11 protein-coding genes are annotated in these 13,326 nt (G+C 64.7%); 5 read left to right on the top strand and 6 right to left on the bottom strand.

What is annotated here, in order from left to right:
* The first annotated feature begins 23 nt into the window (after positions 1-23).
* The 5 genes from DBIPINDM_RS13800 to DBIPINDM_RS13820 all read left to right on the top strand — a co-directional run bounded on the left by DBIPINDM_RS13800 (position 24) and on the right by DBIPINDM_RS13820 (position 7,517).
* On the top strand, positions 24-2,435 hold the full coding sequence (locus tag DBIPINDM_RS13800) for a GcvT family protein (RefSeq protein WP_258587775.1): 2,412 nt from the start codon (positions 24-26) through the stop codon (positions 2,433-2,435).
* Between the two features lie 82 nt (positions 2,436-2,517).
* Positions 2,518-3,771, top strand: coding sequence for a sarcosine oxidase subunit beta (locus tag DBIPINDM_RS13805; RefSeq protein ID WP_258587776.1), 1,254 nt, complete (start codon positions 2,518-2,520; stop codon positions 3,769-3,771).
* A gap of 71 nt (positions 3,772-3,842) precedes the next feature.
* On the top strand, positions 3,843-4,109 hold the full coding sequence (locus tag DBIPINDM_RS13810; protein ID WP_258587777.1) for a sarcosine oxidase subunit delta: 267 nt from the start codon (positions 3,843-3,845) through the stop codon (positions 4,107-4,109).
* Positions 4,106-6,991 carry a sarcosine oxidase subunit alpha family protein gene (locus tag DBIPINDM_RS13815; RefSeq protein ID WP_258587778.1) on the top strand — a complete coding sequence of 962 codons (2,886 nt, stop codon included), beginning with the start codon at positions 4,106-4,108 and terminating at the stop codon, positions 6,989-6,991. Before DBIPINDM_RS13810 ends, DBIPINDM_RS13815 begins: the two co-directional genes overlap by 4 nt.
* Positions 6,984-7,517 carry a hypothetical protein gene (locus DBIPINDM_RS13820; RefSeq protein WP_258587779.1) on the top strand — a complete coding sequence of 178 codons (534 nt, stop codon included), beginning with the start codon at positions 6,984-6,986 and terminating at the stop codon, positions 7,515-7,517. Before DBIPINDM_RS13815 ends, DBIPINDM_RS13820 begins: the two co-directional genes overlap by 8 nt.
* Before the next feature lie 9 nt (positions 7,518-7,526).
* Here DBIPINDM_RS13820 and DBIPINDM_RS13825 read toward each other — a convergent pair whose 3' ends face one another.
* From DBIPINDM_RS13825 to DBIPINDM_RS13850, 6 genes are all read right to left on the bottom strand, one after another.
* Positions 7,527-8,012, bottom strand: a complete 486-nt coding sequence (locus DBIPINDM_RS13825) for a hypothetical protein (RefSeq protein ID WP_027040507.1) — start codon at positions 8,010-8,012, stop codon at positions 7,527-7,529.
* A gap of 99 nt (positions 8,013-8,111) precedes the next feature.
* The gene (gene msuE, locus DBIPINDM_RS13830) at positions 8,112-8,672 is read right to left on the bottom strand and encodes an FMN reductase (RefSeq protein ID WP_258587780.1); all 561 of its coding nucleotides are present in this window, start codon (positions 8,670-8,672) and stop codon (positions 8,112-8,114) included.
* Positions 8,673-8,734: 62 nt separating this feature from the next.
* Positions 8,735-9,982, bottom strand: coding sequence for an SfnB family sulfur acquisition oxidoreductase (locus tag DBIPINDM_RS13835; RefSeq protein ID WP_258587781.1), 1,248 nt, complete (start codon positions 9,980-9,982; stop codon positions 8,735-8,737).
* Between the two features lie 24 nt (positions 9,983-10,006).
* On the bottom strand, positions 10,007-10,798 hold the full coding sequence (locus tag DBIPINDM_RS13840) for an ABC transporter ATP-binding protein (RefSeq protein WP_258587782.1): 792 nt from the start codon (positions 10,796-10,798) through the stop codon (positions 10,007-10,009).
* Between the two features lie 79 nt (positions 10,799-10,877).
* Entirely contained in the window at positions 10,878-12,215 is a 1,338-nt protein-coding gene (locus tag DBIPINDM_RS13845) for an ABC transporter substrate-binding protein (RefSeq protein WP_258587783.1), read from the bottom strand.
* A gap of 70 nt (positions 12,216-12,285) precedes the next feature.
* Positions 12,286-13,326 carry a branched-chain amino acid ABC transporter permease gene (locus DBIPINDM_RS13850; RefSeq protein ID WP_258587784.1) on the bottom strand — a complete coding sequence of 347 codons (1,041 nt, stop codon included), beginning with the start codon at positions 13,324-13,326 and terminating at the stop codon, positions 12,286-12,288.

Consider the following 13,326-nt stretch of genomic DNA (forward strand, 5'->3'; position numbering starts at 1 on the left):
ATGGCTTGACGGAGTGCGGCGGAATGAAATCGCAATACAGGGCGGTCGTTATCGGCGGCGGCGTGGTTGGGGCCTCGGTGCTCTATCACCTGGCGAAATTCGGCTGGAGCGATGTCGCACTGATCGAACGCGAAGTGCTGACCGCTGGGTCGAGCTGGCATGCGGCCGGCGGCTTCCATGCGCTGAATGCCGATCCCAACATCGCCGCGCTGCAGGCCTATACGATCGACCTGCTGTCGGAGGTCGAGAAGGAATCGGGCCAGAACATCGGCATGCACATGACCGGCGGCATCTCGGTTGCCTCAGCACCGGAGCGCTGGGAATGGCTGAAGGCTTCCTTCCGCATTTTTCAGACCATGGGCATAGACGACGTCCATCTGGTCGGCGTCGACGAGATCAAGCAGCGCTGCCCGATCCTCAACACCGACGGCATGCTGGGCGGCCTTTATGCCGCGCGGGAAGGCCATATCGACCCCTCGGGCGTCGTGCACGCCTATGCCAAGGCGGCACGAAAGCGCGGCGCCGATATCATCGAGCACAATCGCGTTCTGGAGCTCAATCGTCGCGCCGATGGCAGCTGGGACGTGGTCACCGAGAAGGGCACTGTCATTGCCGAGCACGTCGTCAATGCCGGCGGGTTGTGGGCCAAGCAGGTCGGCAGGATGGCCGGCATCGACCTGCCGGTGTCGCCGATGGAGCACCACTATCTCGTCACCGAGGCGCTGCCCGAGATCCAGGCGCTCGACCGCGAACTGCCGCTGATCGTCGACCTCGAAGGCTTCACCTATATGCGCCAGGAGCAGAAAGGCCTGCTGCTCGGCATCTATGAGATCAACCACAAGCACTGGAACATGGACGGTGCGCCGTGGAACTACGGCATCGAGCTGATCCAGGAGGACACCGACCGCATCGCCAACGAGTTGGCGCTCGGCTTCAGCCGTTACCCCTGCCTGGAGACGGCCGGCATCAAGCGCTGGGTCAACGGCGCCTTCACCTTCTCGCCGGACGGCAATCCACTGGTCGGCCCGGTGCGCGGCGTTCCCAATTACTGGGTGGCCTGCGGCGTCATGGCCGGCTTCCTGCAAGGCGGCGGCGTCGGCAAGTCGCTGGCCGAATGGATGATCCATGGCGAACCGGAAGCCGATGTCTACGGCATGGATATCGCCCGCTACGGCGACTTCGCCTCCAATCGCGAATACATCAAGCAGACGACCGGGCAGTTCTATTCGCGCCGCTTCGTCATGAGTTACCCCAACGAGCAATTGCCGGCGGGACGGCCGTTGAAGACGGCCGGCGCGCATGACGCCATGGATGCCGCCGGCGCCCGCTGGGGCAATTCCTGGGGCATGGAAGTGCCGCTCTATTTCGCCCCACAAGGCTTCGTCGAAACCCCGACGCTGAAACGCTCCAACGCCTTCGACATCGTCGCCCGGGAATGCCGCGAGGTGCGCGAAGGTGTCGGCCTGCTCGATATCACCGCCTTCTCGCGCTATGAGGTCTCCGGGCCGCAGGCGGAAGCCTGGCTCGACCGGCTGCTTGCCTGCGCGCTGCCGAAGCCCGGCCGGGCGAAACTCGCGCCGATGCTGGGCGAGAACGGCAAGCTCAAGGGCGATCTCACCGTCTTCAACTGGGGCGACGGCTGCTGGTGGATCATGGGGTCGTACTATCTGCGGCAATGGCATATGCGCTGGTTCGAGCAGCATCTCGCCGAGGGCGTCACCGTGCGCGACATTTCGGACGCGGTCGTCGGCTTCTCGCTGGCCGGCCCCAACGCCCGCCGTCTGCTCGAACGGCTGACGCACCAGGATGTCTCGCACCAGGCCTTCGGCTTCCTCGCCTGCAAGACGCTGGATGTCGGCCTGGTGCGGGCCAAGGTCGGGCGGCTGTCGGTCATCGGCGAGCTCGGCTACGAAATCCATTGCCAGGCCAATGAGCACGCTGGGCTGCGCCGTGCGCTGCTTTCGGCAGGAAGCGACCTCGGCGTCACCGAATACGGCTTCGGCGCCGTCAATTCGCTGCGGCTCGAAAAGAGTTTTGGGATCTGGTCGCGCGAGTTCACGCAAGATTACACGCCGGCCGAGACCGGCATGGACCGCTGGATCGCTTTCGAGAAGGGCGACTTCATCGGTCGCGAAGCAGCACTGAAGGAGCAGCAGACCGGCCCCAGGCGAACGTTGGTGACGCTCGAAATCGACGCTGCGGACGCCGATGCCAGCGGCTACGAACCGGTCTGGAGCAGAGGCAAGCTTGCCGGCTTCGTCACTTCCGGCGGCTATGGCCACACGGTCGGCAAGAGCCTCGCCATGGCGCTGGTCGATCGCGATGCGGCCGGTATCGATACTGAGTTGACAATCCACATCGTCGGCGTCGAAAGAGGTGCGCGCGTCATCGCTTCGTCGCCCTACGATCCGCTGGGCAAGGCGATGCGGGCATGACCGAAAGAACCGCTGCCATCCCTGCGGAAGACCATGCGATGGTCCACGCTCTTTTCCTAAAATCAGGCCTGTCCGGCACGCTATGACCCGACGCTATTCCGCTCTGTCGCTGTTCAAGGAGGGCTTGGCCGGCCAGACCGGCTGGAAGCCGGCCTGGCGCTCGCCCGAGCCGAAACCCGCCTACGACGCGATCGTCATCGGCGGCGGCGGCCATGGGCTGGCGACGGCCTATTACCTGGCGAAGAACCACGGCATTGCCAGAGTGGCAGTGCTGGAAAAGGGCTGGATCGGCGGCGGCAACACCGGCCGCAACACCACGGTGGTACGCTCCAATTACTATTATCCCGAAAGCGTCGAACTCTACGGGCTGGCGCATCGGCTCTATGAAGGCCTGTCCAAAGACCTGAACTACAACGTCATGCTGTCGCAGCGCGGCATGGTCAATCTCTGTCACTCGACCGCCGAAATGGAGATCGGCGCGCGCACTGTCAACGCCATGCAGATCAACGGCATCGATGCCGAGCTGTTTTCATCAGAGGATATGCGGCGCGTGGCGCCGATCTACAATTTCTCACCGGATGCACGCTTTCCGGTGTTCGGCGGCATCTGGCAAGGCCGGGCCGGCACTGCACGCCACGACGCGGTTGCCTGGGGCTATGCGCGGGCGGCGAGCCGGCTCGGCGTCGACATCATCCAGAACTGCGAAATCACCGATTTCGTCATCGAGGGCGGCCGCTGCCGCGGCGTCCAGACGACGCGCGGCGCGATCCGCGCCGAGCGCATCGGCATGACGGTGGCCGGACATTCCTCGGTGCTGGCGGCCAAGGCCGGTTTCCGGCTGCCGATCAATTCCTATGCGCTGCAGGCCTGCGTTTCCGAACCGGTCAAGCCGATCCTCGACACAGTGGTGCTGTCGCCTGGCTGCGGCGTCTATGTCAGCCAGTCGGACAAGGGCGAGATCGTCATCGGCGGCGGGCTCGACCGTATTCCTTCATACGCGCAGCGCGGCAATCTACCGACGCTGGAGACGGTGATTGCAGGGCTGCTGGAGATGTTCCCGATATTCGGCCAGCTGAAGCTGATGCGGCAATGGGCCGGCATTGTCGATGTCGTGCCGGATTCTTCACCGATCATCGGCGAATCGCCGCTGCCCAATTTGTTCCTCAACTGCGGCTGGGGCACCGGCGGCTTCAAGGCCATTCCCGCCGGCGGCACGCTGCTGGCAAACCTGCTGGCGACCGGCGAGCACAACGACATCAGCCGTCCCTTCGATCTCGACCGTTTCGCCAGCGGGCGGCTGATCGACGAAGCGGCCGGTTCCGGCATCGCGCACTAATGCATGTCGCCCAAAAGTGTGCAGCGGTTTTGGGGCAACGACATGCATAAAGACAAAGACCAGAGGCAATCATGCAGCTTTTTCCTTGCCCGTTCTGCGGCCCGCGCGACGAGACCGAATTCCACTATGGCGGCGATGCCGGCAATGCCAGGCCGGACGGCCCTGATGTGCCGATCGAGCGGTGGGCCGGATATCTCTACCTGCGCGGCAACCCGAAGGGCGCGGCGCGCGAGATCTGGGTGCACATGAACTGCGGCGAGTTCTTCGTCATGGAGCGCGACACCGTTACGCATAAGGTGCTGTCCGCGACAGCGCTTGGCGGGGAGCACGCGGCGTGACCGCCTCGCGTCTTACCACCGGCGGCAGCGCCATCGACCGCTCGCGCCCGATCCGCTTCAGCTTCGATGGCACAACCGTGGACGGCTTTGCCGGCGACACCATCGCCTCGGCGCTGCTGGCTGGCGATGTCGCGATCGTCGGCCGCAGCTTCAAATATCACCGGCCGCGCGGCATCTGGGGTGCCGGCGTCGAGGAACCGAACGCACTGGTCGATGTCGGCGGCCCGCAGGCGACGCCGAACACACGGGCGACGACCGAGCCGGCGCGCGACGGGCTGGTGGTGAAAAGCGTCAACGCGACGCCCAGCGCGCTGGCCGACCGCAACGCCTTCCTCGACCGCTTCTCGCGCTTCATTCCGGCGGCGTTCTACTACAAGACCTTCATGTGGCCGGACTGGCATATGTTCGAGCCACGCATCCGCGCCATGGCCGGGCTGGGGAAGGTCGATGCCGACTGGACCTCGCCGGGTACTGCGGACCAGATCAATCATCATTGCGATGTGCTTGTGATTGGAGCCGGGCCGGCTGGACTGGCTGAGGCAAGGTTGGCTGCCGGCGTAGGTCTGTCCGTCACGCTGGTCGACGACCAGCAGAAGCCGGGCGGATCGCTCGGCCACCGCGCGGGTGAGATCGACGGCAAGCCGGCGGCCGTCTGGATCGACGAAACGGTTGCGGCGCTTGCCGCCGGCGGTCACCTGATCCTGCCTTCGACCACCGCCTTTGGCATCTACGACCACAATCTGGTCGGGCTGAACCAGCGTCATTTCGACGGCCGGCGCGACACGCTGTGGCGCGTCAGGCCACGCCAGATCGTGCTGGCGACCGGCGCCATCGAGCGGCCGCTGCCCTTCGCCAACAACGACCTGCCGGGCATCCTGTCGGCGGATGCGGCGCTCCTCTATCTCAGGCGCCATGCGGTGCTGGTCGGCCGCCGCGTCGTCGTCGCCACCAACAATGACAGCGCCTATGAAGTGGCGGAGGCGGTCGCCGAAGCCGGCGCCGAAGTCACGCTTGTCGACATCAGGCAGAACGAAATGCCTGCCACGCCGGTCAATGTGCGGCTCATCAAAGGACGCGCCATCGCCTCCGCGATTGGCAAGCCGCGCGTCGAGGGCGTGACGCTGGATGACGGCACCAGGCTCGATGCGGACTGTGTGCTGGTTTCCGGCGGCTGGACGCCGACCATCCATCTGTTCGGCCAGGCCAAGGGCAAGTTAGCCTGGAGCGAGGCACGCGCCGCCTTCCTGCCGGGCGATCCGGTCGACGGCATTTCCGTGGCTGGCGCCGCCGCAGGCGCGATCTCCTTGTCGGAGGTGTTTTCGGGCGCGCAGCAAGCTGTTGCGTCGCTCGGCGAGACGAAGGCAGCCGTGCCTCGCAGCACGGGGCCGGAGGCAACGGGTGGCATAATAGCGGCGTGGCCGATGCCAGGCTCGAAGGGACGCATCTGGATCGACTACCAGAACGATGTGACGGTGAAGGATGTCGAGCTCGCGGCACGGGAAAACTTCGTCTCGGTCGAACACCTGAAGCGCTACACCACGCTCGGCATGGCGACCGACCAGGGCAAGACCTCCAACCTGCCCGGCCTGGCGCTGATGGCCGGGATTACCGGCCGCACGGTGCCGGAGGTCGGCACCACGACTTACCGTCCGCCCTTCACGCCGGTACCGCTGGCGAGCTTTGCCGGCGCGCGCGCCGGTGAGTTGATGGCGCCGGTGCGGCGGCTGCCACTGGAAAACGTGCATCGCGCCAGCGGCGCCGTGTTCCAGGAATATGGCGGCTGGCTGCGTCCGGCTCACTATGGCGGTCGCGATGCCGATGCGGATCGCGCCATCCAGGAAGAGGCGTTGCGCGCCCGCCAGTCGGTGGCGCTGTTCGACGGTTCGACGCTGGGCAAGATCGAGGTGATCGGCCCGAAGGCCGCCGAATTCGTCGATTTCCTCTACTACAACACCATGTCGACGCTGAAGCCGGGCCGCTGCCGCTATGGCTTCATGCTGTCGGAGAACGGCGTGGTCTTCGATGACGGCGTGCTGGTGCGGCTGGACGAGCATCGCTTCGTCGTGTCGTGCTCGTCCTCTCATGTCGCCGCCGTGCACGCGCGGCTGGAGGAATGGCGCCAGGACCGTTTTGGCCGCGAGGCCGTCTATATCCACAACGCCACAGCGGAAATGGCGACGCTGACCGTCTCCGGCCCGAATGCCCGAAAACTGCTCGAAACACTCGACCTCGGCCTCTCGCTCGACGATGCCGACCTGCCGCATATGGCGATCGGCCATGGCAGCTATGGCGGTGACGAGGTCCGCATCGCCCGCGTCAGCTTCACCGGCGACAGGAGCTATGAAATCTCGATCCGGGCCGATCGCGCCGAGCCCTTGTGGGCACATCTGCGTCAGGCCGGCCAGGCGTTCGATGCCGTTCTCATCGGCCTCGAAGCGCTGATGATCCTGCGTGCCGAGAAAGGTTTTATCGTCATCGGCAAGGACACGGACGGTACCACGCTGCCGCATGATCTCGGCAGCGACGGACCCCGCGCCAAACGCCAGACCGAGTATGTCGGCCGCCGCTCGCTGTTCACCGACGAGGCCTCGCGTGGCAACCGCCTGCAGCTTGTCGGACTGACGGTGCCGCAAGGCGAAGCGCCGCTGCCGACTGGCGCACACGGCATCAAGCGGAGCGACGGCAGTCTACACAGCCAGGGCTTTGTCACGTCGAGCTACCAGAGCCCGACGCTTGGCCGGCCGATCGCACTCGGCCTGATCGAGCGTGGCGCGACCCGCCACGGCGAGACGATCGAAATCCAGCACCTCGGCAAGGTCCGCACGGCAACAATTGCCGCGCCTTGCGCCCTCGACCCGGCAGGAGACCGGCTGCATGCGTGATCTCGCGGAAAAATGGTCGGTTGCACCGGACTGGCAGAACGCCGCGATCGAAGTGCCGGGGCTAAAGATAGGCTCTGTCGCCGGGCTGCACCAACGTCTGGTCAGCGGCGATCTGGCCGCATGGGCCGAGGCTTCCGGCTTCGATGGAACGGCCGTCGGGGCATTCGGCCTAGCCGAGGGCATACGCTATTCGGTCAGTCTGGCACGCGACCGATTGCTTGCCGTGTCCACCACGCCCATCGGCATGGCGACGGGATGGTTCACCCAAGGTTTTGCGGTGACGGAGATCAGCGCCGGGCTGCAGGTGTTCGAGGTCGAAGGTCCCGCGCTCGATGCTTTTATCGCACGTGGAACAACGCTTGATCCCAGACAGCCGAGCCCCAGTGCAGCGCTTGCCTTCGCCGGTATCAGCGCCATCGTCTATCGTCACGAAGACAGACTGCGCATCCATGTCGACCGCGGTCTTGCTGCCTATCTCTGGACATGGATGGAGCAGGCTGCCGGCCACATCGCGGCCGGAAAATAGCCAGCAAGCTCAGAGCGTGAACGACCAGAACAGGCAGGCGAGCGTCGCGGCGGCGAAGATCACGAAGAACAGGCTGCGCAACAGCACGTTGCGGCGCAGTTCGTTCATGACAAAGTGGCAGCCGACGACGGCCACGGCAAACAGGAACCGCCAGTTCAGCAACGCGAGCAAAGCGCTGCCCTGACCGAAGGCCCATCGCGCGAGAAGGCCGCCAACAATGGTGGCAAACAGCACGATCACCGTCCAGAAGATCGCATCGGCGGCATGGGTGAGGACGATGCTGGCCGCGCGGATCGGCAGGATCATCATCAACAGCGCGCTGAAGAAAAAGACGGCGGCCAGCGGAATGAAGGTTCCGGCATCGGCAATGCCGTCGAGGCGCCTGACGCCGATCGCGCCATAGGGGTAGCCGTGCCGGGCCACCGCAAGGCTCAGCGCCATGAGCAAGGCGGTCAGCACGGCGACGAGTGCGAAGGTCGTGAGGGCTTTGCTCATGGTGTTCCTGTCCCGGACGAATCAGACAGGAACTTTGTAGCGGGCGGTCGTAAATTGCACGTAAGCGAGGGTGCCGCCCGTGCGGATTTCGATCGGCTGCTATTCGGCGGCGACCCTGCCTGAGGAGCGGTTGGCCAGCACGAAGCCGACCTCGTCCACCGCCTGCGCCGCGCGCTTGAGGATCGCTTCGGAGCGCAGCACGCCGTCGGTGAAATCCTTGTCGGTGGCATAGACGGCGGTCGGCAGGGCAAAAGCCTCGAAGAAGCCGAACAGCGGCCGAAGCTGATGCTCGACGATCAAAGCGTGGCGCTCGCCGCCACCAGTCGCGGTCAGCACGATGGGCTTGCCCCGCAACGCTGCCGGATCGATCAGGTCGAAGAAATGCTTGAACAGGCCGGTATAGCTGCCCTTGTAGGTCGGCGAGCCAACCACCAGCACGTCAGCCGCGAGGATCTGGGCCAGAATCGGTTGAGCCTGGCTATCGAGGTCGCGCGCCCACCTTGCCGCGCCCAGCGATGGGCCGACATCCTCGATGTCATAGGTAACAGCCGACAGGCCGTGGCGCGCGGCGATGTCCCTGGTGACGAGTTCGACGAAGGCGCGCGTCTTTGACGGCCGGGTGATGTTGCCGGAAAAGCCGACGACTGTGGGGTTTGACATGGCAGTGGGCCTCTTGGATGTCGAAGTTTTATTGGGGCGAACCTCCGCTCGCCAGTGGAAAATCAGCTCCAGGCGTGCAGCGGCGGGTTCTCGCCGTTGAGGAAATACTTGCCGAGGATCGAATACTTCCAGCGCACCGGATCGTGCAGCGTGTGCGTGCGGGCATTGCGCCAATGCCTGTCGAGATTGTGCTCGGCCAGCGTCGAACGCGTGCCGGCCAGTTCGAACAGCTTGTTCGTCGCGGCGATGGCGATCTCGGTCGACAGGATTTTCGCCTCTGCGGTGACGATCTGCGCATGCGCCACCGTCTCGGCGGTCGGCTCGGCCACGGCCTTGTCGATTGCCAGGCCGGCCTTTTCCAGCAGTGCCTGCGCGGCGTGCAGGCGCAGCGTCAGGTCGCCGACCGCCTGGATGGTGTAGGGATCGTCCCAGGCATTGTCCACGCCACTGTCGATCCAGGCGCGGCTCCTGGTCCTAACGAAGCTCACCGTCTCGTCGATTGCCGCCTGGGCGATGCCGGTGTCGACGGCCACCTGGATGATCTGGAAGATGGCGCCGTCGGCGGTCGGTTTGTCATAGCCCTTGTAGCCGGGCACCAGATGCGTCTTCGGCACCTTGACGTTGTCGATGATGACGGTGCCCGACAGCGTCGTACGCTGGCCGAAGCTCGACCAGTCGTCGATGACGGTCAGGCCAGGCGCACCACGGTCGGCGATCGCATACCAGGCGCGGCCCTCGTCATCGAGCGCCACGATCGGCACCAGATGGGCGAGCAGCGCGCCGGAGGAATAGAATTTGCGGCCGTTGACGATGACATGGTCGCCGGCATCGGTGAAGCGGGTCTCGAAATCGGCGGCGCGCTTGGAGCCGAACTCGGAAAAGGCATTGCCGAACCGCGTGCCCTTCAGTGCTTCGGCAAACAGCAATTTCTGCTGATCCGCGTCGGAAACGGTGCGGATCGCGGCGATGACGCCGAGATGGTTCTGCGCGATCTGGCCGATGGAGGAATCCGCCGCCGAGATGATCTCGACCACCTTGGCCAGCGTGACGTAGGACACTTCCGGCCCGCCGAATGCCTTGGGCACATTGATCGACCACAGGCCGCTTTGCGAGAAGGCGTCGAGCTCGGCGACCGGCCAGATCCGCTCGCGGTCGCGTTTGGAGGAGTCCTTGACGAATTCAGAGGCGAGCGCGTGGGCGACCGCGATCGCCTCGGCGTCGTCCTTGATGATGTGTGCCGGCGCCGACGGCCTTGCGACTGGCGGCACGGCGGCGGAAGCGTGGTCTGTCTTGACGGTCGAGACGGTCATTTCACTGCTCCTTCGAATTTCGTTTCAGGCAACGGCATGGAGATGGGCTGGCTTTGCAGCCGGCGATGGCTGCTGCCCGAGATAGAAGGCGCGCACGTCCTCGCGCTGGCGAAGATCGGCAGCCGCGCCGGAGAGAACGGAGACGCCGTTTTCGAGCACCGTGGCGTGGTCGGCATAGCGCAGAGCGACCGCCGAATTCTGTTCGGCGACCAGAATCGACAGGCCGGTCTCGCGGTTCAGTTTTCTCAGCGTCTGGAAAATGTCCTGGACGATGAGCGGGGCCAGCCCCATCGACGGTTCGTCGAGGACCAGCAAGCGCGGGCGAGACATCAGCGCCCGGCCGATCGCGGTCATCTGCTGTTCGCCGCCGGAGGTCAGGCCGGACAATGTCCGGCGCTTTTCCCTGAGTCGGGGGAAATAGCCGTAGATACGTTCGAGATCCGCATTGATCTCGGCCCGGCGGCCGCTGCGGCCGATGCCGCCGGCGATCAGGTTTTCCTCGACGGTGAGGCTCTTGAAGCAGTGGCGGCCTTCCAGCACCGGCACCAGGCCGGCGCGCACGAGGTCACCGGGCTTGCGGCGCGAGACATCCGAGCCATCATAGCGGATGGTGCCAGCGTTGACCTGGCCGCGCTCGGCCGGCAGCAGATTGGAGACGGCCTTCAGCGTGGTGGTCTTGCCGGCGCCATTGGCGCCGAGCAGCGCCAGGATCTCGCCGCGCCTGATCTCGAAGGAGACGCCATGCAGCGCCGTGATGGCGTGGTTGTAGGTGGCATGGATCGTGTCCACCGCTAGGATGACGTCATTGTCCGGCATGGGCTCTTCTTCCGCGGTTCGAGAAACCCTGGAGGCCGGGCGCCACGGAAAGCTCTCCGTGGCGCCCGGTATTGGCTGATCAGTTGGTGGTCACGGCGTTGGCATCGTCGGCGGTGCGCAGCTTGATGCCCTTCTCGGCGGCATAGGCCTCGGCCGACTTTTCGATGATCGGCCGCAGCAGCGCCCAGTCCGGCGCGATCCAGTCGGAGACGACGTTCCACTTCTTGCCGTCCCACTGCTGGAAGGTCACGTAGCCTTCGCCCTCGTGATTGTCCCAGCTGACGTTGATCGAATGGAACAGGTCCTTGGCGCCGAGCGCCTCGACCTTGGCCGGATCGAGCTTGAGGTGTTCGAAGCCCCAGCGGACTTCGTCGCCGGTCAGCGTGCGGTGGCCAAACTTCTCCTGCGCGACGCGGATCGCCTCGACATTGAGGATGCCGTTGACGATGCCGAGATTGTGGTAGACGGAGCCGATGCGTGACTTGTCTTCCAGATTGCCCTTGTCGGCGCCGTAAACCGTCTTCACGATCTCCTGCACCACCGGATAGGTGTTGCCGGAGGCCTGGGTGGTGATGGCGGTGTAACCCTTGGCGGCGTCGCCGGCCGGGATGACATCCTCTTCGGAATTCGACCAGACATTGCCAACGATGTGGTCGACGGGATAGCCAACCTTGACCGCCGTCTTCAGCGCCACCGGATTCATCACGCCCCAGCCGCGCAGGACGACGAAGTCGGGCTTGGCGCGGCGGATGGTCAGCCACTGCGACTGCTGCTCGTTGCCGGGATGCGGCACTTCGATCTGCTGCACGGTGAAGCCGTATTTCTGCGCCAGCAATTCATAGATCGGGATGGTCTCCTTGCCGTAGGGCGAGCCGTGATAAAGCACGACGATCTTCTTGCCCTTGAGCTTGTCGATGCCGCCTTCCTTGGCGGCGATGTAGTTCACGATGCCCGACGTCTCGCTGTAGGGGTTGAGCAGCAGCGGGAAGACATAAGGGAAGACGCGGCCGTCGGTGGAGTCGGTGCGGCCGTGGTTGACGGTGATCAGCGGCACCTTGTCGGCGGTGATGCGGTCGATCATGGCATAGGCGATGCCGACCGAGAGCGGGTTCCAGGCGGCAGCGCCGGCATGGCTCTTCTGCCGCTCATAGCATTCGACGCCGCGCTCGACCTCGTACTGGGTCTCGCACTCGTCCCAGGTCAGCTTGACGCCGTTGACGCCACCATCGCGGATGTTGATGAGGTTGAGATAATCGATGAAGCCGCCGAAGAAGCCGGTGCCGCCGGCCGCATAGGGGCCGACGCGATAGCTCTGCAGTGGGAAATATTGTTCGTCGGCGTGGGCGGCGGGCAAGGCCACCGACACGATCATCGCCGCGGACAGTGCCGCGGCCTTGATGGTGCTGAGGAAGGTCATCGTCAGGGTACTCCCGGTATGGGCCGTCTTGGTTCGGCCTCTGGTTCATTTTCAAATGCGAATGCGGGGCTCAGGTCGACTGCCAGGCGAACAGGAGCCGTCTTCGGACCCTGTCCCACAGGGCCACCAGCCCGTCCGGTTCAAGGATCAGAAACAGGATGATGAGGGCGCCGAGCACGATACGCTGGCTCATGTCGAGCACGCCCGAGTCGAAGACATCGCCGAGCAGGAAGCCGCCGAGACGAGACAGGGCGAGCGGAAACACAACGATCAAGGCGGCGCCGAAGAATGCGCCGCGGATCGAGGCGAGGCCGCCGATGATGATGATGAACAGGATCTGGAACGAGCGATCGAGATCGAAGCCGTCCGGCTCGACGGTTCGCAGATACGCGAAGGCCCAGATGACACCGGCGATGCCGATAATGAAGGACGAGATGGCGAAGGCCAGAAGCTTGGTTTTCAGCACCGGGATGCCGATGATGCGGGCCGCCGTTTCATTGTCGCGGATGGCGATGAAGTTGCGCCCGGTCTGCGACGACACCAGCCGATAGGCGAGGAAGGTGAGGATGCTGACGATGGTGAGCGCGAACAGATAACGCCCGACGGCGCCGTCGAGAGCGAAGCCTGAAATCGACAGCTTCGGCGCGTCGATGACACCGGACGCCGAGTCGTTGGAGAACCAGCTGAACTTGGTCAATGCCCATTGCACGAAGAACTGCGCGGCGAGCGTCGAAACGGCGAGATAAAAACCCTTCAGCCGCAGGCTGGGCAGGCCGAAGACGATGCCAATCGCGGCGGCGACGATGCCGGCCAGAAAGATGCTGCCGACCAGCGGCAGGCCCTCGACGCGCAGGTTGAAATTGTAGGCGGCGAAGGCGCCTGCCGCCATGAAGGCCGCACTCCCAAGTGAAACCTGGCCGGCATAGCCGGTGAGGATGTTCAAGCCCACGCCGGCGAGGCTGAGCGCCAGGAACGGCAGCAGGATGGCCTCGAACAGATAGCTCGAGCCGATCAGCGGCACGACGCCATAGGCGAAGGCGAGCAGCAGCACCGGCACGATCCATTTCGGCAGGACCGGCGCTGAGGAGAAATCGCTTGTGATCGCGGCCAT

Source organism: Mesorhizobium sp. AR02 (assembly GCF_024746835.1).
GTDB lineage: Bacteria > Pseudomonadota > Alphaproteobacteria > Rhizobiales > Rhizobiaceae > Mesorhizobium.